Genomic DNA, 22,661 nt, shown 5'->3' on the forward strand with positions numbered 1-22,661 from the left:
GAAGAGGAGGATTTATTCAATAGGATGCCTCAACTTATCTTCCAAGCACATGACTTGCAGGATTTAGCACAGTAGTTTGAAACTGTTGCTGAGGTTTCTTCGGGCCAGTCCCTCCACCTCTCTGGATAAGTAATATAGTTATTTGGATAATAATTACACTTTCAGTTTAAACCAATTATTCCGACCGGTCAACTGTAATTTATTGCTGTTTTTATAAAATAGTACTGAACTTATCCTGCATTCATGTACAATTCGTTTGATACATATAATGAAATCCACTATTATACCTCGACATTATGGCACTTGTTTTTTTATATAAAAATAGCACTCTTGCTTTTGCACTTCTGGATGGCTCGATTTGTTCGCTGTGGCCAAACAAAAACAGCACCTCCGATTTGAAAGGTGCTGTTTTTTAATACGAAATATAAAACCTATAAACAATGGAGTAATTAGTACACCTTAATACTCCTAGTCGTACTTATAAGCCCTTTGGAATCTTTCGCGTTCACATAGATGGTTGTGCCTTTTCGTTGTTTTGGAATTTTGATTGAGAAGTTTCCATAGGCATTTGCCTTGGCTGAATAGGTTCTGCTGCCGATTTTCGCCGTGACGGTTGCGTTCTTTTCGGTTTTTCCTGTGACGGTGGTTGAGTAATATCGCACTGAGTTGACAGTCGGGATATTCGGAGCAACCCTCAACACAGTCGCTTTACCCGGGTAACTAATTCTTCCCGAGCGGTCTTTGGCTGTTATTGAAAGCACGGTGCCATAATTCGAAACCGGTATCGACACTTTGAAGCTTCCCTTTGAATTTGCTTTGCTTGAGTAGGTCTTTGAACCGATTTTTACATAAATCGTGGCATAGGCTTCCGTCTTCCCTATGACGGCATTTGATTTGTTGGTCACTGTATTGGTCACCGGGACATTCGGAGCGATCTTTGTGACACTTATGGTTCTAGCCGGACTAATGTTCCCTGCTACATCCTTAGCGGAAACCGCAATTTTAGTTCCTGCATTTTGGACAGGAATTATAATTTTATAATTTCCGTATGTGTCGGATTTGGAGGTATACGTTTTTGTCCCGATTTTCGTTGATACGGTAATCGACTTTTCGGTTTTTCCCGTGATGAGTGTCGCCTTGTTGGTGACTGCGTTGACAACGGGAACAGCTGGAGGGATGACATCTTTAACCGTAATAGTTGCAGGGAAGCTAACGTTTCCGCGAATGTCCATTGCCGTTACAGTAATCTTCGTTCCTGCGGGCTGAAGCGGAATGCTCATCAGAAAAAATCCATTTTCATCGGCACTGATTTGCTGTGTACCCGTTGTTCCTATTTTAATCTTGACGACTGCAAAAGGTTCTGTCACCCCGCCTATAGCCTTGCTGCGATTTGTAACATCATAGATTAGAGGTTTTGCAGGTGGACTCTTGTCATCAATGACTTCCACATTATGGGTAGTAGTCTGGTGAATATTATTATCCGCATTGTCATACATGTGAATAGTTACTGTGTACATCCCAGGTTTTATATAAGCATCAATCCAAAAAGTCACTTCCCATAAACCTGTACTGCCATTTTTCTGCAAATTCCATGTGTAGCAATTATATTTTTCATCACAAAGCCGTAAAGCAGCTGATTTTACGCCAGTTTTGTTGTCTGTTATTTTAGCGGTTAGGTGTATGTTCTCGCCGTATGTTGCGGATTGTTTGCTTAGCGTGATTTGATCGGCTGCCGGCGGAATAATGTCGTATTCCGAATTGACTAATTCGAACTCCTTCATCACCGTTAGCTCATTGGTGGCACGGTCTTTGACCCTTATCTGGACCTTCCACTCGCCTGGCTCCATATTTTTCTCAAATAAATAGGAAGCCGTCCATTCGCCGCGGACATTGTCATACGTTAATTGCTTACCAACCCGTGTAGATCCATCCAATCTCACAAAATCTACTCTTGCTGTTTTAATTCCATACTGATCGGTTGCTTTTACGGATATGGTGAAAGCTTTACCCGCCTCGATCGTCTGTGGGTCAAGTCCAATAAAGGTCACCTCTGGGAGCACGCGGTCTTCATTTGGGTTAATGACACTTACAAACTGCAGGGTATCATGTTTCCACCAGGAATATTCACCATGAAGGCGAAAATTGAGATACCAATTTCCTTGATGGTCATATTCCTGTATTTGGTATGTACCAATCCATGTACCCGTGTTGCTGTTATAGGCCAGCTCAATTTCATGATTATAAAGGAATGCTTCGACTCTGTTAATCTTATAATCCGGTGAATCAACTGTAGCTGTTATCGTGACCGTATCCCCAACCCGAGCAGTAGAATGGCTGATAATCGTACTTGAGATGGTTGGCCTTTTTGGTTCATCCTCCCCGCTGGCAGTTGTGTTGCTATTTGGCGCTACCTGCCCAATCTGATTTTCGAGATTCCCTGCCCCTATATTGGTTTCAATCATCTCTAGTCCATTTACGATTGTCACATTGTTGTTTGTTGTGGTTGTAGTGGCCAATCCAACACCAGGCAGACATAGCATCATACATAGACATAAAAGACCTAGTTTTTTGCCCAACGTTTTCCCCCGCTATCCTATCATTTCTAGTTATTTTCTTAGTTTTATTATATACCAAGGAATGGAACTAGTGGAAATAAAATACCATATTCGTGTTAGAAAACATTTTAGAAAGCTTTCAAAAAAAACAGCACCTTTCCACTTTTCGAAAGGTGCTGTCCTTGCCATCTTTGGTGTCTTTTTCGCTCAAGTATATGTCGCGTTTTTTTTTCATTACAATTTCACAATCGTCCTGCCTTTAATTTGTCCCTTTAGGATGGTGGATAATACTTCAGGCAGTTCATCGATGCTAACTTCCTGGCCGATGGTTTCGAGCAAGCCCTCGGGCTTCCATTCGGCGGCAATTTTGTTCCAAACCTGCAGGCGCAGGTCCATCGGGCAATACACGGAATCAACACCGAGGAGAGAAACACCGCGAAGGATGAATGGAAAGACAGTTGTCGGGAGGTCTGTCCCGCCGGTTAAACCGCTTGCTGCTACAGAACCGCCATATTGGGTTGTGCTAAGGCAATAGGCCAGCGTTTTTCCGCCAACCGAATCGACCACGGCCGCCCAGCGTTGCTTGTCCATTGGCCTGATTTTTTCCGGTGTGAGCTCTTCCCTAGCGAGGATTTCTTTTGCGCCCAAATCCAGCAAATATTGATGCTCGTCGGCTTTGCCGGTGCTGGCGATAACGTGATAACCCTTTTTCGCAAGCATTGCGACTGCCATGCTGCCGACCCCGCCGGTCGCTCCGGTAACAAGGACAAGCCCCTGTTCAGGCGTTAAGCCATTTGCTTCTAATTTATGGATGGATAAGGCGGCTGTAAAACCTGCTGTTCCAACTGCCATTGCTTCCTTTACAGTAAAGCCGTCAGGAAGCGGTACGATCCAGTCGCCGGGAACCCGTGCATATTGGCTGAAGCCGCCAAAATGCGAAACACCGAGCTCATAGCTTGTTACAATAACCTCCTGACCTTCCTTGAACCGGTCATCCTTTGAATCGACAACTACACCTGACAGGTCAATTCCCGGGATGAACGGATAGTTTGTTACAATCCCGCCCTTTGGAATGGATGCTAGTCCATCTTTATAATTGACACTCGAGTAACTAACCTTAATGGTTACATCCCCTTCAGGAAGATCGTCAAAAGTGATTTCCTTTATTTCGACTGAAAAATCTTCCTCTGTCTTGTTTACTGTTAACGCATGAAAGTTATCCGGCATGTTCATTCTCCTTAAGTATGTTAATTACCACAAAGTTTAAGAAATCGAAGCCCTCTAATTTATGATACTGTTACAAAAAGCGCTAGTTAGATTGAAAAGCGGTAATCACAATTATTTAAACCACGAAGCAATCGCATCCACAATGGCTTTCAAGAAATCGCCAAGCTTTTCAAAAAAATTCTTTCCTTCTTCACTTTCTGCGAAGCTATCCCATTTTTCTTTTGCTTTCGTGAGTTGATCGCCTACGGCATTCCAGTTCATATCAAGGTTTTGCCACTTTTCGATCAAAGACACGAACAGGTTGATGTCCTGATCTGTGAGAGTAATATTAATTTGCTTTGCGGCTTCCTCTACAAGGGCTCTACGCTCTTCGTCGTTCTTTGGTTCAGTCCCGGCGAGCTTATCTTTGATGACAGTGACAAGTTCTCCCGCCTTTTCCTGGCCGACCTTTTCACCTAGTTCTGCTGTTGCTACCATTTCTTCGTTGGCAACTTGTTTCTGCTCCTCGGGGATTTTTTCACCGGAGGCTTTTTCATATACTTTGATAAGCCCGGTCAAAGCACCTGTTCCCGAAACAGTGAAAGGCGCTGTTACATACACACTGGCATCTTTTACACCGGCAGTAGTCAATGCATTCATGTACATTTCGTTTGATACATAATTGATGTTTTTCGACTCTACCTCAATTCCGGAGTCTTTGGCACCGATTGTAATCTTTGCGGAGGAGATGGCTCTTGTGCCAATTTGTGCTTTTGGCATATACGAACCGAGGTATTTGTGTTCCTCCTCGTTTGTTACTTCTACTATCATGGCACTCTTTTCATCCACTTTCATTTCGGCCAGTAAGTCCTCTTTTTGTTTTGGTGTCAGATTTGCCCCGAGGGTGACGAGTACATCACCTTCTGCAGCATCGGCAAACGTCATAATTGGCATTGTCAGGATAAGACTCAGTATCATTATAGTAGATAGTATACGTTTCATTTGTTTCTCCCCTTTATAATGAAATCTCACTTACTATACTTTGCCATTATAGCATTGGTTTCTTTTTTTATATCAAAATATCAATCTTGCTTTACCCAATCTATAGATATGCAACTCTTCTTCTTCGGGATATTATAAAGGAAAAAGGTTGGCGCCGATCAGCTTGGATTGGCGCCAAACAGAGTCCTATACAGTTGTTGCTTGCCCTCTTTCTTCAATAACCTGGCTTGTTTTCGTCCTTTGGTCTAAGGCAGGAAGGATCCAATACAGGATCGCAACTCCCGATAGTCCAATCCCCGTTATAAAAATCGTCGTTGCGAAGCTTGATAGGAACGCTCCAACTGTAACAGTAACCGAGCAGATGAGCATGGTAATATTATACGACATGCCTGACACAGCCATATATGAGCTTCTTGCGTTCTCGGGCGGCAATTCGGCCATGTATTGCTGCTGAACGGGTACCCTCATCACTTCTGCAATGGTTGCAATGACCATCGCAATTAACAGAACCCAAACATTGTTTGAATAGGATATAAAGGCATACCCAATGACAAACACAATGCAGCTGCCAAGCAGGACAGCTTGATCTTTGAAGCGTTCTGCGAACTTTGCAGCAAATAGTGCCAATACAACAACGAGTATCGTGTTCTCGGTGCGCAGGAAACCCAGCATTTCAATTCCGCCAAATGACCAGCCGAACCATTCGGTAATAGGCATCTCTTTTGCCAGGCGGATAGAAATATAGTTGGTCAGCTGAAACTCCATCGAGAGGACCAAAATTCCTGCCAGTACATAAAGGATAAACAGCTTGTCAGCAAGAACCTGCTTGTAGCCGAAAACCATTGTTCTTCCATGGGAAGCCAATGATTTTCCCTGTTGATCGGCAGGAAAATAGGTTTCTTCAATAAAGAAAGTAATCATTACCCAAGTAAATAATGCTGCCACAGACAAGGCCACCAGAAGTTCAAAGAGGTATTCTTTGAATAAGAACCCGCCTAACAGTCCCCCGAGAGCAATGGATAAATTGTTCGCCCAATACATGATAGTGAACATTTCCTTACGTTCTTCAGGCTTACTGACATCAATGAGCATTGCTTGCCCAGCTGGGCCCGCCAGACCCCAACAAATACTGTTTATCGTCATCATCAAGAATGTAATTTCCGGTGATGTAAACCATGGTGAATTACTTACCATCATCAAACTAAATGCAATAAATCGCATGAACTCTGCCGCAACCATCACCTTTTTCCGGCCAAAGGCATCGGAAAAATACCCGCCAAAAAAGTTGATCGCCAATCCAATCCCAACGTTGACAAGCAAGAGAATTCCAGCCGTCTTGGTCCCAAAATGCTGAGCCAGATAGATCGCTGCAAATGGGAAAATCATTCCCCCTATCAATGAACTAAGGAACGATTCTGTAATTCTAATTTTAATATTGCGATGAAACTTGCGAAAACCCACTTTCCTTTCCCCCTTACAAAAGAACCCTCTGCGCATCCCCATACTACAGAGCAGCTAACTATTCATTTACCGGAAGTTCTTTTTTCCATATTTGTAGAATAATAGGTTCCAATTGTACCATTTATTCCCTCTTCATCAAAGGGATAGACGGAAGAATCCGATAATTGTTTCAATGCTTCTGCTTAAATATAGGCATTAGCGGCATACCAATTATTTAAAGAGATTTTTAAGAACAAAAACAATTCCCTCCAAAAAAAATACCCACTCCCCTTCATCGCCGAAGAGAGTGGGTTTTACGCATAACGGATTGCGTCAACAAAGGGTAACCCCCATATAATAACCGCGATGTGTGAAGCTGCCTGGGCTGTCTCAAAATGCAAGAAACGTTGGCTAGCAACTAAATTTTGGTCAACCGCCTCAAAACGAGGAAAGAAAAAAGCACTGTTGCGATGTCGCATCGAATGCTTCGGTTCATTTACTCAATGTTAATACACATAGTATGTTTATTTATCTTCAATTTGTATGGAATAAATATCATTCCTTTACTGTGTTCCTATTGGTTGTTCTATTCCTTTTTCTAAAAGCCATTTTTGCTGAACCAAGAACTTATTTAGATTTAAAGTAAATTATCTCAGGGTCTCCTTCATCTAAATTTTCAATAAATCCACTTTGTATGAATCCATTTGCTTTAAAAACTTCTTGCATTCTTTCATTTGATTTATTGGTTGAAGAGAAAATTTTCTTTGTTGGCGAAATATTTATAAAACACTTAATAAGCGATGTTGCGTATCCTTTTCTTCTTTCAGTGTGCCTTACGATTATGAGTGAAATGAAGCTACAATCAAAGAAATGAGTATCATAAATTAAAAAACCAACGATAAGATTATTATCATTAGCAACAATACATCGCTCTTCTTCAATGGCTTTCAAAATGTATTCACGTCTGCTATTGTTACCGATAACTTCTTCATCTATCTTCATTATCTCATCTAAATAAATTATTTGAGCCATTTCTAAGGGCTTCAAAACTATAGCATCCTTAACTTTTAAAATTACAAAATCCGCTACGGAATAAAACAAATCCTTTTTACACTTCCCTGCCCTGTTTGTTGATTAAAGAATTCAAAAAGAATGCGGTTAACCCTTTTTGAATGAACGCACCTAATAATTAAGGATCCATATTTTCGCAAACTTAGTTTTATACATGATTGGTGCCCTGTTTATCAAATAAAAAAGATTTCACTTTGTTTAGCAGCTGATCTTTTAGTTAATTAACCTTGTCACTTACTGCAAATTTTCACCCACCGCACTTTTTATGGTTCTTTTATCTATCTCCGACGTATATATAAAACTAACGACAGGAGCTGAAAAAATGGAGTTAATTTTATGGATTACAATTTTGTCAGGTACTTTTATCGCAATTTTCGCCGCTAAGAGCAAAAAGAAAAAATGAAACTCCAAAAAAGAATCTACAAACCTCTTTCTTTAATTAACCTGCCAGTTAGCTTATTAACACTTGAGATTTAAATATTGGAAAAAGGGGTGATGGGAAAGAAAGTACCCATCACCCCTTTTGTTTAATATTTCTGTCCCCATTTCGTATCCATTCTTAAAATAGTAATATTCGATAATGTCTAAACCATTTTGAATGAAAGCTTTGATTTAAAACAGATTTAGCTTATCAATTCTATGCACTGCTTCTTTAAGCCGATCCTCATCAACCAGCAATCCAACGCGAACATATCCTTCGCCATATTCACCAAAGCCGTTTCCTGCTGCCACTGCTACGTCGGCTTTTTCGAGTAGCAGATCGGCAAATTCCTCACTAGTGAATCCTTCCGGCACTGGAAGCCAGGCAAAAAACGAGCCCTGGGGTGCTTTAACATCCCAGCCTATTTCACGGCATGCGGAAATGAATGTATCACGGCGTCTTTCATAGCGTTGAACAAGTTCGTCTACAGATGTTTGATCTCCCGTTAAGGCTGCAACTGCCGCTTTTTGGACAGCAGGAAAAAGGCTGCAATATAAATGATCCTGGATGAGATTAATCGCTTCAATGATTTCTGCATTTCCAACTGCAAATCCAACGCGCCAGCCCGCCATATTGTACGTTTTTGACAGAGTGTACATCTCAATGCCAACATCCTTCGCTCCCTCTATTTCAAGGAAACTAACCGGTTTTTTTCCATTATAGCCAATTGCACCGTAGGCAAAGTCATGTACAACTGTAATCTGATTTTCTTTTGCAAACTGCACTGTTTTTTCAAAAAAGGCATGATCTGCAGTTGCACCAGTTGGATTGTTCGGATAGTTTAAGTACATTAACTTCGCTTTTTCCTTTTGGTCAGGGGTGAACTCCTCATAATCTGGCAAGAATTGATCTTCCGCCTTCAGAGGGAATGTTTCATATTCAACATTGGCAAGAGCCACGCCTGATAAATAATCTGGATAACCTGGATCCGGTAATAACATCGTGTCTCCGTCATTTAATAAACATAATGGCAATTCTACTAATCCGGCTTTTGTTCCAAATAAAATCGCCACTTCTGTTTCGGGATCCAATTTGACACCGTATTGTTTTTCGTAATACTCTACTGCAGCTTCCTTTAATTCCGGAATGCCTCGAAAAGGCGAATATTTATGGGTTCCTGGATCTTCTGCAGCCACCTGCAGTGCTTTTACAATATGGGGAGGTGTGGGCTGGTCAGGATTTCCTTGCCCTAAATTGATAATATCTCTTCCCTCGGCTACTGCTTTGTTGACTTTATTGACAAGAGAAGCAAAAAATTGCTGCGGCAGCTTCTTCAATCTCTGTGAATATCGCATGATAATCCTCTCTTCTTGCACTTATTTATAAAACATAAATATTGCGAATTTAGTTTAAATTCTATAAGTTTAATATAAACTATTCTAGCGGGTGAGAGAATGAAAATTGCTTGTGTGCAGATGAATATTGAATTTGGAGATATTGAACAGAACTTTGCCAGTGTTGAGAACTATATAAAAAAAACTGCTGCAGAAAAAGCAGATATCATCGTTTTTCCTGAGATGTGGAATACAGGGTACGCACTGAACCAACTGGATCAGTTAGCCGACGAAAACGGGCAGAGAACACAGAAATTACTTAGTGAACTTGCTTCGAAATTCAATGTGAATATTGTTGGCGGATCTGTTGCAACGAAACGGGACGGAAGTTTTTATAATACGATGTATGTTGCCAATCGAAGCGGAGAAATCGTGGCCCAATATGATAAGGCCCATCTTTTTAAACTGATGGATGAGCATCATTTTTTAAATGCAGGCGATAAGATGAATACGTTTGAACTGGATGGCATCACTTGCGGCGGCGTGATCTGCTATGATATCCGTTTCCCGGAATGGATTCTTGCCCATGTCCTACTAGGTGCAAAGATTATGTTTGTACCAGCTGAATGGCCTTCAACAAGAATTGATCATTGGCAAATCCTGCTCCAGGCGCGCGCCATTGAGAACCAGTGCTTCATTGTCGCTGTAAACCGCGTCGGATCGGATCCCAACAATCAATTTAACGGTCATTCAATGGTCATTGCCCCATGGGGAGAACTGCTCCTCAGCCGAAAAACAGAAGAAGGAATCTATTATGTCGATATAGATTTGCAAGAAGTCGATCGGGTTCGAAAAACAATCCCTGTTTTCCAGGATCGGAGAGCGGATTTATATGCAAACAGATAAAGAATTCATAATTACAAAAAAATTAAAACAATACCATTGACAAATGTTACGAAGATTTATACTATTCTAATATGATAATTGAATAGATTACTTATCAAGAGTGACCGAGGGAAAGGCCCTATGACGTCCGGCAACCTCCTTAAAGGGAAGGTGCTAATTCCTTCAGAATGATTTTCATTCTGGAAGATAAGTCGAATATAGTCTTCGATGCTTCTTTCAGTTTGAGAGAAGCATTTTTTATTTTTTGGCGGTTAATTATAACTGAATGCATTGGCTGAAAAATAAACGGAGAAATTCCCTCTAAATCGGGAAATAGCCATATTTCCCGAAAAATAAGGGGAGTTTTTCCTGTTATTTGATTCAAACCATTGAATTTTGGCCGTATTGAGAGTAGTTAAGGGGAATATCTCCTCTTATACCTGCTTCATAAGCTGCCTCTATTTACATTAGGGGGAATTTCTCCGCTTATGTATTCCACGGAAATCAACAATACTTTTTTCAAGAAAAATAGAAACAAGCCGGTCATGAACAGTCATCAGTTTCACCCTGTTCACTGATTCACTAAATCCGGTTAATTGGAGAGAAGCTTGCATGATTACTATTCGTAATTTAACGAAAACGTACCAGACAAAAAGCGGACCTGTAAAAGGTGTCGATGATGTGTCCCTTACGATTGAAAAGGGCGAAATCTATGGAATTGTCGGTTATTCCGGGGCCGGAAAAAGCTCACTGCTTCGCTGTATCAATTTATTGGAGCGTCCTTCTTCTGGCGAAATCACGGTAAACGGAACAAATTTAACTTCATTAAACAGTGAACAACTCAGGCAGGCCCGCCTGAAAATAGGGATGATATTCCAGCACTTCTACTTAATCAGCCAGAAAACAGTCTATGAGAATATCATTTTTTCCTTAAAGGCAGCCAATACGCCAGCTAAACAGATTCCCTCCCGGGTAGAAGAATTGCTCGACATGGTCGGCCTTTCAGATAAACGGGATGTGTATCCAGCACAGTTGAGCGGCGGGCAAAAGCAGCGGGTCGGCATTGCAAGGGCATTGGCCAATAATCCAAGTGTTCTGCTTTGCGATGAGGCGACTTCGGCATTGGATCCAACAACAACACGTTCGATTCTCAGTCTATTAAAAAAAATCAATGAAGAACTGAATATCACGATTGTTTTGATTACCCATGAGATGAATGTCGTAAAGGAAATTTGCGACCGAATGGCGATTATGCAGGACGGGAAAATCATCGAGGAAGGCTCTGTATATGATGTCTTCTCCGACCCGCAAACCGATCTCGCCAAAGAATTTATCAGCAGCGTTGTTTCGTACGATGTTCCTGAAGCAATTTTACAAAAATGTGAAGGAACCATTATAAAGGTCATGTTTAAAGGCCATGTGGCTGGCGAAGGCGTCATTTCTGAAACGCTAAAGACATATAACGCTAAAGGAAATTTCCTTCATGGGTCGATTGAATATATCGGCGGCTCCCCGCTGGGTGTCTTTGTGATGGAACTCAGCGGCCAAAAAGAGGAAATAAAACAGGCGATTCAATTTATTGAGAATCGTACATCCCATGTGGAGGTGGTGCGAGATGGGCTTTGATATCCCCCATTTAATTGAGATGATTCCAGATATCAATAAGGCGTTTGTCCAAACCATTTACATGATCGCCATCTCGCTATTTGTAGCTGTTGTGGTTGGCTTGCCAGTCGGAATTATTTTATATGTAACTGACAAAGGTTTATTTATGGAAAATAAATTCATCCAGAACATACTGGGTTTTGTCGTAAATATGGTCCGATCGATTCCATTTATCATCCTGTTAGTTGCCTTGATTCCCTTGACAAAAGCGATAGTTGGGACATTGATAGGCCCAACTGCAGCTAGTGTTTCCTTGTCAGTAGCAGCTATCCCCTTCTTTGCTCGGATTGTCGAGAACGCACTTCGCGAAATTGATAAAGGTGTGATTGAAGCTGCTATTGCAGCAGGGGCTACTCCATGGATGATCATAAAAGATGTTCTTTTATTGGAAGCAAAGTCAGGAATTATCTCTGGCATTACACTTACAATCATTAGTTTAATTGGTTTTTCCGCTATGGCTGGAACAGTAGGCGGCGGTGGTATTGGAGATTTAGCAATTCGCTTTGGATATTATCGCTATGACGACACAATCATGATCGCAACAGTTATCATCCTGATTGTATTAGTTCAAGTGGTCCAGCTTCTTGGTGATTTCCTCTCCAAAGCAGTTGATAAAAGATAAGCAGATTCCTAATGGGTTCAACTAAAATACTATAAATGAAAGCAGGTTCACAACATGAAGAAATGGCTAGTCAGTTTGATTTTACTTATTGCAGTGGCAGCTCTTGCTGCTTGCGGTGCAGACAAAGCAAGTGAAGAAAGCGGCAAAGCAGGAGAAACAAAAGAAGTTAAATTCGGTGCAACAGCTGGCCCATACAGCGATATGGTAACAAAGGCAATCAAACCAGCACTGGAGGAAAAAGGTTATAAAGTAGAATTAGTAGAATTCAGTGACTATATTCAACCGAATAATGCCCTTGATAGCGGCGACATTGATGCAAACCTATTCCAACACACGATTTATCTTGAAAACTTTGCAAAAGAAAACAATATGGACCTGACGGCTTTGATTTCAGTTCCAACGGCTCCTATGGGCATTTACTCTAATACTTATAAGTCATTGGATGATGTGAAAGACGGTGCTACAGTAGCGATTCCGAATGATCCGACCAATGCTGCCCGTGCCTTCAATACTCTTCAAGAAGAAGGTTTGATTCAAGTTAGCGAGGATGCAGATCCGCTAAAAGTATCTGAAAAAGATATTACAGAAAACAAGAAAAACCTGAAATTCCAGCCAATTGAAGCAGGCCAGCTCCCTCGTGCGGTTGAAAGTGCCGATTTGTCTGCAGTTCCTGGAAACTTTGCTTTAGCTGCAAAAATGAATTTACTAAGTGCATTAGCTTTAGAAAATATGCTCGATCCATACCGTAATATTGTTGCAGTCAAAACGGATAATGCTGATTCCCAACTTGCTAAAGATATTAAAGAAGTAGTTGAATCAGAGGAATTTGAAAAAGTGATTGATGAAGAATTCAAGGGATTTGGAAAGCCTGAATGGATGAAAAAATAGTGTAATTAGGCTGACCTTTTATGGGTCAGCTTCATTACTATCCAGAGTATTTTTATTTAATTGGAGGAGAATCAAAAATGGAAACGATATCTGTACATGGAGCACCGAGTGAATATATTTTACAGGAGGGAATTTTAGACCAGCTTGAAGCAAAATTATTGGAGCGCGGTATCAAAAAAGTTCTCATTGTCCATGGTGAGGAATCGTGGCAGGCAGCAGCCCCCTTCTGGCCAGAACTCACAGAAGTTGAGTATAAACACTTTCAGTATCATGGAGAAAATTCGCTGTCTGAAATCCAGGCCATTTCAACGATTGTAACCAACGGACATTTTGATGCCGTGATTGGTGTTGGCGGCGGAAAAGTATTGGACCTGGCAAAATCCGTCTGCCATGTGACCCATACACAGGCTGTGCTAATTCCTACCCTTCCATCCAACTGTTCACCCTGGACTCCTGTCAGCGTTGTGTATGATGATAAAGGTACATTTATTCGCTTTGATGTCTACCCTGTCGGCCCTAGCCTTGTCCTGGTAGAACCAAAAATCTTACTTCATGCACCGGTGAATATGTTGATTGCCGGCATTGCTGATACCCTTGCCAAATGGTATGAAGCGGATGTTCAACTGGCAGGCATCACAAACAAATCTCTTCCTCTTGAAATTTGTTATTACACAGCTAAGCGTTGCAAAGATGTATTACTTCAGCATTCCGAAGGAGCAATACAAGCAGCAAAAAGTGGCGTTCTCAATGATGATTTTATTAAAGTTACAGAAACCATCATCATGCTTGCCGGAATGGTGGGCGGATTTGGCGATCATTATGGAAGAGTCGCAGGCGCACATTCAATTCATAACGGGCTGACTGTTCTTAAGGAAACCCATCATGCTTTACATGGAGAAAAAGTTGCTTATGGCATTCTTGTTCAACTTGTTTTAGAGAATAAGTGGGAAGAAATAAAAGAACTTATCGGCTTTTATCAAAAACTCCAATTGCCTTTGTCACTGTCGGATTTAGGAGTTCAAGATATAAATGAAGAAACCATCTCCTCTGTAGCTGAAAAATCGGTTGTTCCAGGAGAATCCATTCATGTAATGGCTGGTGAAATGACTGCAGATGCAGTGGCTAAGGCAATAACAGAATTGGAAACCTACATACAAACCCAGTATTTATATAATTGAAGGAAGGTTTGTGGTTAAATAAAATATAGATTAAAAGTTATATTTTTATTGGATTTTTCTCCAGGTGCTTCAATCCAATAGAAATCCTTTAATTTAAATGCATGTTTAATAATTTTGTTGATAAATGACAATAAAACAAGGACCTTTGATTGGGCCCTTGTTTTAAATTTTTATTGAAGATAAGCACCCTTTAGTTGAAGAAGGCCAATTCAATTTAATGGATTTAGACCAATTGTTAGAAGTTGATATATTTTATCTTTAATTTATTTGAATGGTATTTCTTCCTTAATGGCCTTCCTGAATTTTTCAATAAGTTTTACCCTTTCTTCCTCTGTATTTATTTTGATATCCCCATAAACAGGTACTAAGGTATTCCAATTTTCTTCTTTCAAATGTTTGGTGACAAATAAATATTGTTTCCCTTCTTGAAGCAGTTGGTCATTTTCAACCAATATTAATTGATCTTCACTGTAACCACCTTGTTGATTTACAATAACCGTTTCGTCTAGGCTTCCCTTGATATTTTCGGATACTTCCACTTTAAACTGTGTTTCTGGAATTCCATCTATTGATTTAGTTCCTGACTGCTTTATCACTTTCCCAATAAATACATTATCAGCCCAACCAACAAGTTTGCGGGTATCAGATACATCAAAAGCGTGACTATATTCAATCGTACTAATAAGAGGGTTTTCCGGGGTATTTTCATTAAAAAACTTAGGTCCAAATATCCCCAAAACCAACGAAGCTGCTAGGATTGGTCCTATAATATAAGACCTCCTACGCCCTGTATTCTTCATTTCTGCTTTCGCTTTTAAAACACCAATTTTACTTCTTTCACTTAATTCCTTTGGTATTTCAATGTTAATTATCTCTTGTCTAATCTTACTGCTCACAAACACCCTCTCCTTTCAAATTTTTACGGAGTTTGCCCAAAGCTCTATATAAAGTCGTCTTTGTCGTGCCCAAGGGGATATTAAGTGCTTCTGCAACTTCTTTAATGGTCAAACCTTCGTAAAACCTTAAAATAACTACACTTTTCTCATCTTCGTTTAGTCGTTCAATTAGCTCTCTAATTGTTATTTCTAAATCAATGTCTTCGTTGACATCCACGGGAATAAAATCCACATATTCCGGTTTCAATTGAACAACATTTTTTTTCTTTCGAAGTAAATCAATAGCACAACTAATAGCAATTCTTATTAACCAAGTTTTAAAATATTTAGGTTCCTTGAGGTTCTTAATTGATTTAAATGAACGATATGCTGTCTCTTGAACAACATCAAGTGCATCGCTTTGATTTTTCACATATACAAATGCTGTTCGATAAATATCTTGTTCATATTGCTGAAATAAGGTCAAAAATGCTTTATCATTTCCTTTTTGTGCTTTTTTGATTAAATTTAACAATCGGCCACCTCCTTAACTTTCTTTCATCTATTAGACGGACAATAATATCGTTTGGCTTTCATTACTTAAAAAAATCATCCTGTAATTTTACAGAATGATTCCCACAAAGTTATATCTTTCCTTTTGTTCTTCCTTCTTCAACTAACCTGCCCCGTTAGCACTATAAGGACCTCCCAATAAGGGTGTAAATGCTTCCTGGTTCAACATAACAATCGTTCCAGCAGTATTTCTATCTGTTATCTAGGGAATTCACGCAATCCTCTTCCAGATGTTTTGATGGGTTATTTTTATCAAAATAATCAATCATACTGTGATTCGTTGGTCCGTCCCAATGTCTTTCACAAAACTGCACCACTTTTTTCCCTTTTTTTGACACTCCATAATAATAATACATAAATGGTTCATCCTTGAAAACAACAGAATAATGACCGTGATAATAATCATTGTTTATTCGATGTTTTGGTTCTATGTAATGGGCATCACTAATTTCAACATCACCATATCCTTGTTTATTTAAATATTCAGGAACATATCTTTTTGCAATATATTCATAAATCGGATTAACATAGTTCAAGATATAAAATCCTGCCAGAGGAGCCAATACAAAAAAACCAGTTACAATTCCAACAATAATTGTTTTCTTTAACAACTAAACCAACTCCCTTTTAGTGTAATTTTACACCTCCTCCATCTCTTTGTCACCATTAATTTCCATAGTTTCAAAAAATGTCAACCTATTCTCTTGGCTCTAAGAATTTTTATTATTTTCCTTGCTGAATTTCAAACCTTTCTTCAACTAACCTGCCCCGTTAGCTTAATAAGGAATTCAACAAAAAGGTGCCTTGATCCTTCCTGAATCAAGGCACCCGTTCGTTTTTTTATTGATTGTTATCTTTTACATCAATTTTTGAATCGTCTACAAATTGTTTAATTTGATTAAATGCTTCCGGCCCTTGACTATTAGCAATTTTATATTTCCTTTTTTCGAGGGTGTAGACTATTAAATAGCCATTTTCATTCACCTCAATTTTAAAATACCCAATTTCATCTGTGTTTGTCCTATAAAAAACAGTTAAGCCAATAAATTGATAGGGATTTAATATATCAACCGATTTTGGGATTCTTGTGTATTCGACCTCATTAAGTATGTCCGAAAGCCTTTTAAGTTCATTAGAATCCTTTATTGCGGTATTTTCATATGAATAATACTCGCCATCATCTCCTCTTAAACCATCAATATAAATTTTTTCTATGTTTTTTGCATCTGGAAAAACCTTCTCAGCAGAAAGTGAATTAAAGAAATATACTATAACAACACAAACAACTAAAAGAACAACAATCAGTAAAATGTAATACTTTTTCATTACTTCCCCCTAAATTCCAAGTATTTCATTATAACTTCTTCCACTAACCTGCCCCGTTAGTTTAATAAGAAATTCAACAAAAAGTAGCGTAAATCCTCAAAGCAATAATGTTTATATATGTCTTACAAAACCAAAGGACCAAATCGCCGACATAGCAATTTGGTCCAAAAACCAATACCAAGGAGGAAAACGTTCTTTCGTTTATTTGTTTTTCCTCAAAGCTCTAGGGGCTTACTCACCTACCAAACCATCATTATCACGGTCGTCCATATATGGGTAGTCAAGTGAAATAGTTGATATTAAAAGGACCGCACATGTTAGATATGTCTAAAATGTGCGGTCTTAATTTATTACTACCTAAACTATCGCACCCGTTAGCTTAATAATGTTTGTTTTTTCTTTGCAAAGAACTTAAATTAATTTAGGAAAAGGTGAAGTGCGATTAAGGTAGACATTTTGGTTACTCAACAATTATCTACTTCAATTATTGGTCCTCCAATTCTACATCCTGTAATAATATGTTCATCCACTAGAAGAGTGATACACATTTCGTTTGTCGAATCATCTAGTGATAACTGTAAAGTGGCACTAGTAGGGGTTAGATAAAAATCGTCCCTGATATTTCCTGTTAGAGTTCCTTGAGCTTCTACATTCAGTGAATTACCACCCTCACATTCAGGAAAACCAACTTCTCCAAGTGTTGAATTGAATGTAAAATTAACATTCGAGCCATCTACACTCGTATACTCAATCAATATTGAACTACTGTTCGGATTACAGATTGGACAAATATTAATATTTGTTATCATATTTCCATTTGATGTTTGACCATCAACTAAAAGTTCTGTACCAAAGCTACCGGTTGCTGTACCTCGACATCCACAACGTATTCCCATAAAAATCTCCTTTCATATACCATTCTAATATTGATATATGAAAATAAATTTTACATTGCTTGGACTTATTAAACTATCCTGCCCCGTTTGTTCAATAAGGAATTCAATAAAAAAGGCATTAATCCTGCTGGACCAATGTATCCATTAGTGGAACAAAAAAGTATCAAATCAATTTTTAGAAGTACAATAAATTAATTTAAAGTTCAATTACTTACTAAATTTCAATTCAAATTCTTCAATCTTATCATTCCACTCGATTTTAAATGGGACAACCGTCTGTTTATCAATAGAAGTGGTATAATTCCTTTCGTTGTCTACATATACAATAGCTTTGTTTGTAGGCAACCCCTCTGGTGTATTCTCAGAACGTTTTATTTCTTCTGTACCGTATTTATAATTGTAACTTATTTGACGTACATCTTTTAAATCTTCTAAATCACCTTTGTACTCAATGCTCAAAGTGAAATCTAATCCATCTGAGCCTTGTAAAATTTCATTAACTATCGTGGCTTTCCAGTATTCTGCCTCACCAGAAAAGGTTATCCTTTCGGTGTTAGAAATCTTCTTTTCATTGTTTTGCTGACAACCAAATATACCGACTAAAATATACATAAAAAACAAAATTAAAATAATTTTTTTCATTTATTATCACTCCCCCTATATAATTAAATTTCATTATCAATGCAATTATTTCCTTCAGTCATTCTTGGACTAACCAGCCACGTTAGTGCGATAAAGATGTTATTGCATCAAAAGAGCGGCTTAATCCTGTTATATTCTTAAATCACCAATCTTATTTAAAACTTCTCTACATTTAATCTTGCTCTTATTATATCTATTCCTTACCCTGAAATAGAAATAAGGAAGTCGAAATAATGGATAAGCACATTTTTAATTTAATGGATATATTATACAAGAAATTTAGAAACCTCTGAATAATTTAAAATGAAAGGGTTTGTGGGAAAAGGAGGGAAGGTCGTGAAAGTTTCCAAAGGAAAATGGAAGAAATACAATATTATGAAGAAAGATGAAGAGATTTCCAAACATTTACCAGATACTAGAATTCTAACGGATAAATCATTATGGAAAATGATAGAGCGGTATCGTTGTGTCGTTTTAAAGCCTTCCCGTGGATCTCTCGGGCGTGGAGTAATCAAGGTTTCCTTATTGGTGAAGAAGTCGTACGAAATCCACTTTGAAAATCAAATCAAGGTTTTCCCTAATAAAGAGCAAGCTCTAGAGTATATTAATAAAATTCGCCTTCCAAAGAAAAGGTATATTGTTCAACAATGGATCCCTCATGCAACAACGACTAAATGGGAAAGACCTTTTGAATTGCGAATTATGGTTCAACGTATGGAGGAAAGTCCAAATTGGGTAATAACAGGACATTTGGCAAAAGTAGCAGCTGTCGGATATTTTATTACGAACGTCGCAACCGTTGCCCCCATTCAAGAAGCAATAGATGATTCTCCTGTCAAAAGCAATATTACTTCCACTCTACTACTTGATATAGAACGGCTAGCGTTAAGGGTTGCTTCTCGGCTAGAGAAATACTATCCAAAGTATCGAAATATAGGTCTAGATATTGCCCTCGATCAAAATGGGCATATTGGGATAATTGAAGCGAATCTCACACCTAGTATTAAAATTTTCCAATATCTAAAAAACAAAGAAATGTATGATACCGTTAAACTGTACAGAAAAGGGAGAGTGGATTGATTTTATCTATTCAACCCAAGGCACCACTATACAGTTTCGTTCATATCAAAGGAAAGGAATTAACATACCTTTATTTTCAATTTTACAAAACCATTCCCTCTAAACTCTTTCTTCTTCAACTATCCTGCCCCGTTAGCTTAACAAACCTTTTCCTAAGTCTTTGCTTCTAGAAAACAGGCAATAATTCCTCTTGAAAGCTAATTAATGGGAGGAATTTATATGTTACTACTTTCTGAAGCGTGGAAGGCATATGAAACAGATAAACGAATTGAGGGCTTTTCACCGTATACAATAAAAGCATATGGTATTCAAGCTAAGTTGCTTGTTCTGTATTTCAAGGATGCGGAAATAGCTACCCTTAACACAGAAAATTTGAAGGAATACCTTAATACTTCAGCGGCGGCCCTAAAGCCAGCCAGTATGGCACACAGGATACGGTTTATGGAATCCCTATTCCGCTGGTGCCACGAAGAAGGTCATATACACCATAACCCTGCATCAAAGATAAAGGAACCCAGGGTCAGAAAACGCATACCTAAGTTCTTAACCGAAATGGAAATAGAACTCCTTCGAGAGGCGTGCAAAAGTCCGATGGAAAAAGCTTTGTTTGAATTTATGTTCTCAACTGGATGCAGGATCGGCGAAATTGTTTCTCTTGAACGTAACTGTATTAATTGGTCCAACCGCTCAGCAATTGTTAAGGGAAAAGGGGATAAGGAACGTGAGGTATACTTTAATATTAGAGCGGAAATCTGGCTTAAGCGATATATCGATGGTCGCCAGGATACTGACCCTGCTATATTTGTAACAGAGCGGCTGCCACATAGGATGAGTATTGCCCAAATGAGATATGTCATAAAACGAATCTCAGCTCGTGCCACCATCAATAAGGAAATTTACCCTCATCAACTCAGACACAGTTATGCAACCCATTTGTTGAATAACGGAGCCCCTGTTGAAGTCATACAAAGTCTTTTGGGTCACGAGAAGAGTGAGACCACTCGAATATATGCCCAGCTAAGCGGTAGGCTAAGGCAGGAATTTTATCAAAAATATTTCTAAGCAAAGAGCAACGTCCCTCAAGCGTTGCTCATATACACTCGCACCCATTAGTTTAAGTGCATTTGTTCACAAACTTCTTTCAGGAATGTTGCACGTATCTTCAATAAGGGGTAGCGTCAGGAAAATGCGGATTTACAACGATAAGGAAATTCCAAATTAAAAAGCCCAACTTCTCTGCAAAACAAAATAGAGAAAGTGAGCTTTTCAGTTACTTGATTATTTTTATTTGAACTAATATAAAACTGCCAAGTTGATTTTTTAGCTCAGCTATTTATTGAATTCATTAACTGGAAGTAGTATTCAGGTTTATGAGTCTTATTTAGGTTATACCATGAATGTAATGTATCTGGTGCAAATACATCTAATTTTTTCAGTACTTCCATCGCAAATTCCAGAGGAGCTATTCCTGATGCAGTAACTAAATTCGCATCAGATACCGCAGATCCCACCTCATAGAACTTTTCTCCTTTATAGTTAGGACATACCATTTTAGTGTATTCTAAATTATTACTTGTATGCTTTCTAGTATCTAAGTATCCCATATTCGCAAGGGCCTCAGTTGCACCACAAATTGCAGCAACAATAGTGCCAAGCTTTAAAGTTTGGCCAATTCTTCCCAAGATAGGTTGATGAATTTCTTCACTCCAAGTAGTCCCTCCTGGTAAAATTAAAAGATCTTTACTCTCAAGAGTACATTCATCAAGTGAAATATCTGGTTTTATGCTCAGTCCTCCCATAGTAGTAATCATTTCTTTATTAGCTCCTACTGTAGTTACTTTTAAAGGTGCTAAATCTTTTTTGAAATATCTTCCTGAGTTTAGTTCAGCAATTAAATATCCATATTCCCAGTCCGACATTGTATTAAATACATATAGAAAAACTTTTTTTGTTTGCATCCAATAACACTCCCAATCACAATTTATATAGCAATTATAAGATAACTTCCCTGACAGTTAACGTCAGGGAAGTTATCATACTTGATAAAATTTTATTAATTCCGACAGAACTTCAATAAGTCTTTTCTTAAGACTTATTGGCTCAATAACTTTAATAGATTTATTGTACGGTAAAAGTAAATAAGGTACATATGTATGTATCATATCTTTTTCAAGAAGAAAAACTGCTTGATTTGAAGTCCGTTCTTGTAAATAATGTCCTAAAAACCAATGTTGGCAAATATCAGCCAATACACTTTTATCCCCATTAATAACCAAAGAAATAATCCCTTCCTTATCTTCTATAGTTGGAAGAAGACTTTTTATAAAAAAGTCACGTGCTGAAAAATTTTCTGGCAGGTTAAACTTATTTTCGGTTAGCATTAGACTTTCAATTCGATCTACTCTAAAACTACGGATATCATTCCTAAGATGACAAAATCCAATCACATACCACTTATGATTCCAATAGATAATTCTGTACGGATCGACCAATCTATAATTTAATTGCTTTTCGCCACTTTTATGGTAAAGAATTTTTACTGAGTACCCGTCAGCTACGGCCTGCTCCAACTCCTTCAAAAAAGGTTCCATAGAGAGTGAACTTAATCGACTTATTACTTCAAGACTAGTTAAATGTTGGTTTATCTTTGTTTCCTGCTCTTGATTTGAGTATTTACTTAGTTTTGAAATGGCCCTATTTAGTGCTTCACCTCCATAATATCCAGCTTCTTCTGCAAAAACAGCAGCGTGAAATAGTGAAGTTTGCTCCTCAAAATCAAAAAAAAGAGGAGCCTCAATAAAATTGTTCAATAAAGTGTATCCACCGTTATGTCCTGGTTCTGAAATTATAGGTACGCCACTTGTTGAAATTGTATCAATATAACGATACACAGTCCTAATATTCATCTCTAACTTTTCTGAAATTTGTTTTGCAGTAATTTTTTTACCTGAACGAAGCATCCATAGAATTGCTAACATATTGTCAATCTTAGGCATATAATT

The 22,661-nt window shown here is 38.5% G+C and carries 21 protein-coding genes and 2 riboswitches; of the genes, 7 read left to right on the forward strand and 14 right to left on the reverse strand.

The genetic code is table 11. The features are described 5' to 3' along the window. Window positions 1-31: 31 nt before the first annotated feature. A riboswitch (SAM riboswitch) is annotated at window positions 32-132 on the reverse strand. Between the two features lie 317 nt (window positions 133-449). From TY16_RS14295 to TY16_RS14320, 6 genes are all read right to left on the reverse strand, one after another. After that, window positions 450-2,576: an Ig-like domain-containing protein gene (locus TY16_RS14295; protein WP_043932546.1), complete on the reverse strand. Its 2,127-nt coding sequence runs from the start codon at window positions 2,574-2,576 to the stop codon at window positions 450-452. Window positions 2,577-2,789: 213 nt separating this feature from the next. Next, the gene (locus tag TY16_RS14300; protein ID WP_043932547.1) at window positions 2,790-3,782 is read right to left on the reverse strand and encodes an NADPH:quinone oxidoreductase family protein; all 993 of its coding nucleotides are present in this window, start codon (window positions 3,780-3,782) and stop codon (window positions 2,790-2,792) included. 111 nt (window positions 3,783-3,893) lie between these two features. Then, on the reverse strand, window positions 3,894-4,763 hold the full coding sequence (locus tag TY16_RS14305; RefSeq protein WP_043932548.1) for a DUF1002 domain-containing protein: 870 nt from the start codon (window positions 4,761-4,763) through the stop codon (window positions 3,894-3,896). Between the two features lie 186 nt (window positions 4,764-4,949). Continuing rightward, a complete protein-coding gene (locus TY16_RS14310; protein ID WP_043932549.1) occupies window positions 4,950-6,224 on the reverse strand; it encodes an MFS transporter in 1,275 nt (424 codons plus the stop codon). Window positions 6,225-6,830: 606 nt separating this feature from the next. Then, window positions 6,831-7,235, reverse strand: coding sequence for a GNAT family N-acetyltransferase (locus TY16_RS14315; RefSeq protein WP_155922340.1), 405 nt, complete (start codon window positions 7,233-7,235; stop codon window positions 6,831-6,833). Window positions 7,236-7,886: 651 nt separating this feature from the next. Next, window positions 7,887-9,050, reverse strand: a complete 1,164-nt coding sequence (locus TY16_RS14320) for a pyridoxal phosphate-dependent aminotransferase (protein WP_043932550.1) — start codon at window positions 9,048-9,050, stop codon at window positions 7,887-7,889. 99 nt (window positions 9,051-9,149) lie between these two features. Between TY16_RS14320 and TY16_RS14325 the strand changes: the two genes are divergently transcribed. The 5 genes from TY16_RS14325 (at window position 9,150) to TY16_RS14345 (ending at window position 14,267) form a co-directional block, all read left to right on the forward strand. Next, window positions 9,150-9,935 carry a carbon-nitrogen family hydrolase gene (locus TY16_RS14325; protein WP_043932551.1) on the forward strand — a complete coding sequence of 262 codons (786 nt, stop codon included), beginning with the start codon at window positions 9,150-9,152 and terminating at the stop codon, window positions 9,933-9,935. 88 nt (window positions 9,936-10,023) lie between these two features. Next, window positions 10,024-10,128: riboswitch (SAM riboswitch) on the forward strand. A 398-nt stretch (window positions 10,129-10,526) separates the two neighbouring features. After that, window positions 10,527-11,540, forward strand: a complete 1,014-nt coding sequence (locus TY16_RS14330; protein WP_043932552.1) for a methionine ABC transporter ATP-binding protein — start codon at window positions 10,527-10,529, stop codon at window positions 11,538-11,540. Beyond that, window positions 11,530-12,201 (forward strand): methionine ABC transporter permease, encoded by a 672-nt coding sequence (locus tag TY16_RS14335; RefSeq protein ID WP_043932553.1) that lies wholly within the window; start codon window positions 11,530-11,532, stop codon window positions 12,199-12,201. The genes TY16_RS14330 and TY16_RS14335 overlap by 11 nt, the downstream gene beginning before the upstream one ends. Window positions 12,202-12,255: 54 nt before the next feature. Next, window positions 12,256-13,089, forward strand: coding sequence for a MetQ/NlpA family ABC transporter substrate-binding protein (locus TY16_RS14340; RefSeq protein WP_043932554.1), 834 nt, complete (start codon window positions 12,256-12,258; stop codon window positions 13,087-13,089). A 77-nt stretch (window positions 13,090-13,166) separates the two neighbouring features. Continuing rightward, window positions 13,167-14,267, forward strand: a complete 1,101-nt coding sequence (locus tag TY16_RS14345; protein ID WP_043932555.1) for an iron-containing alcohol dehydrogenase family protein — start codon at window positions 13,167-13,169, stop codon at window positions 14,265-14,267. Between the two features lie 263 nt (window positions 14,268-14,530). Here TY16_RS14345 and TY16_RS25280 read toward each other — a convergent pair whose 3' ends face one another. From TY16_RS25280 to TY16_RS14375, 6 genes are all read right to left on the reverse strand, one after another. Then, complete coding sequence (locus TY16_RS25280; RefSeq protein ID WP_052342743.1) at window positions 14,531-15,163, reverse strand: hypothetical protein; 633 nt, start codon at window positions 15,161-15,163, stop codon at window positions 14,531-14,533. Further along, on the reverse strand, window positions 15,153-15,677 hold the full coding sequence (locus TY16_RS14355; protein WP_043932556.1) for a sigma-70 family RNA polymerase sigma factor: 525 nt from the start codon (window positions 15,675-15,677) through the stop codon (window positions 15,153-15,155). Before TY16_RS14355 ends, TY16_RS25280 begins: the two co-directional genes overlap by 11 nt. A gap of 229 nt (window positions 15,678-15,906) precedes the next feature. Continuing rightward, the gene (locus TY16_RS14360) at window positions 15,907-16,326 is read right to left on the reverse strand and encodes a DUF3139 domain-containing protein (protein WP_043932557.1); all 420 of its coding nucleotides are present in this window, start codon (window positions 16,324-16,326) and stop codon (window positions 15,907-15,909) included. A 229-nt stretch (window positions 16,327-16,555) separates the two neighbouring features. Further along, window positions 16,556-17,041, reverse strand: coding sequence for a hypothetical protein (locus tag TY16_RS14365; RefSeq protein ID WP_043932558.1), 486 nt, complete (start codon window positions 17,039-17,041; stop codon window positions 16,556-16,558). Window positions 17,042-17,505: 464 nt separating this feature from the next. Beyond that, a complete protein-coding gene (locus TY16_RS14370; RefSeq protein ID WP_043932559.1) occupies window positions 17,506-17,937 on the reverse strand; it encodes a hypothetical protein in 432 nt (143 codons plus the stop codon). A gap of 207 nt (window positions 17,938-18,144) precedes the next feature. Continuing rightward, window positions 18,145-18,579, reverse strand: coding sequence for a hypothetical protein (locus TY16_RS14375; protein WP_043932560.1), 435 nt, complete (start codon window positions 18,577-18,579; stop codon window positions 18,145-18,147). Window positions 18,580-18,915: 336 nt separating this feature from the next. On the opposite strand from TY16_RS14375, the gene TY16_RS14380 reads away from it, so the two are divergent. Together TY16_RS14380 and TY16_RS14385 are read left to right on the forward strand one after the other, a co-directional pair. Beyond that, window positions 18,916-19,659, forward strand: coding sequence for a YheC/YheD family protein (locus tag TY16_RS14380; RefSeq protein WP_052342744.1), 744 nt, complete (start codon window positions 18,916-18,918; stop codon window positions 19,657-19,659). Window positions 19,660-19,878: 219 nt separating this feature from the next. After that, window positions 19,879-20,721, forward strand: coding sequence for a tyrosine-type recombinase/integrase (locus TY16_RS14385; protein ID WP_043932562.1), 843 nt, complete (start codon window positions 19,879-19,881; stop codon window positions 20,719-20,721). 263 nt (window positions 20,722-20,984) lie between these two features. On the opposite strand, the gene TY16_RS14390 is transcribed toward TY16_RS14385, so the two are convergent. Together TY16_RS14390 and TY16_RS14395 are read right to left on the reverse strand one after the other, a co-directional pair. Further along, the gene (locus tag TY16_RS14390; protein WP_043932563.1) at window positions 20,985-21,617 is read right to left on the reverse strand and encodes a type 1 glutamine amidotransferase family protein; all 633 of its coding nucleotides are present in this window, start codon (window positions 21,615-21,617) and stop codon (window positions 20,985-20,987) included. Between the two features lie 75 nt (window positions 21,618-21,692). Continuing rightward, window positions 21,693-22,655 carry a helix-turn-helix transcriptional regulator gene (locus tag TY16_RS14395; protein ID WP_043932564.1) on the reverse strand — a complete coding sequence of 321 codons (963 nt, stop codon included), beginning with the start codon at window positions 22,653-22,655 and terminating at the stop codon, window positions 21,693-21,695. Window positions 22,656-22,661 lie beyond the last annotated feature (6 nt).

It is taken from the genome of Bacillus sp. EB01, from assembly GCF_000613125.1.
Taxonomy (GTDB): domain Bacteria; phylum Bacillota; class Bacilli; order Bacillales; family Cytobacillaceae; genus Bacillus_D.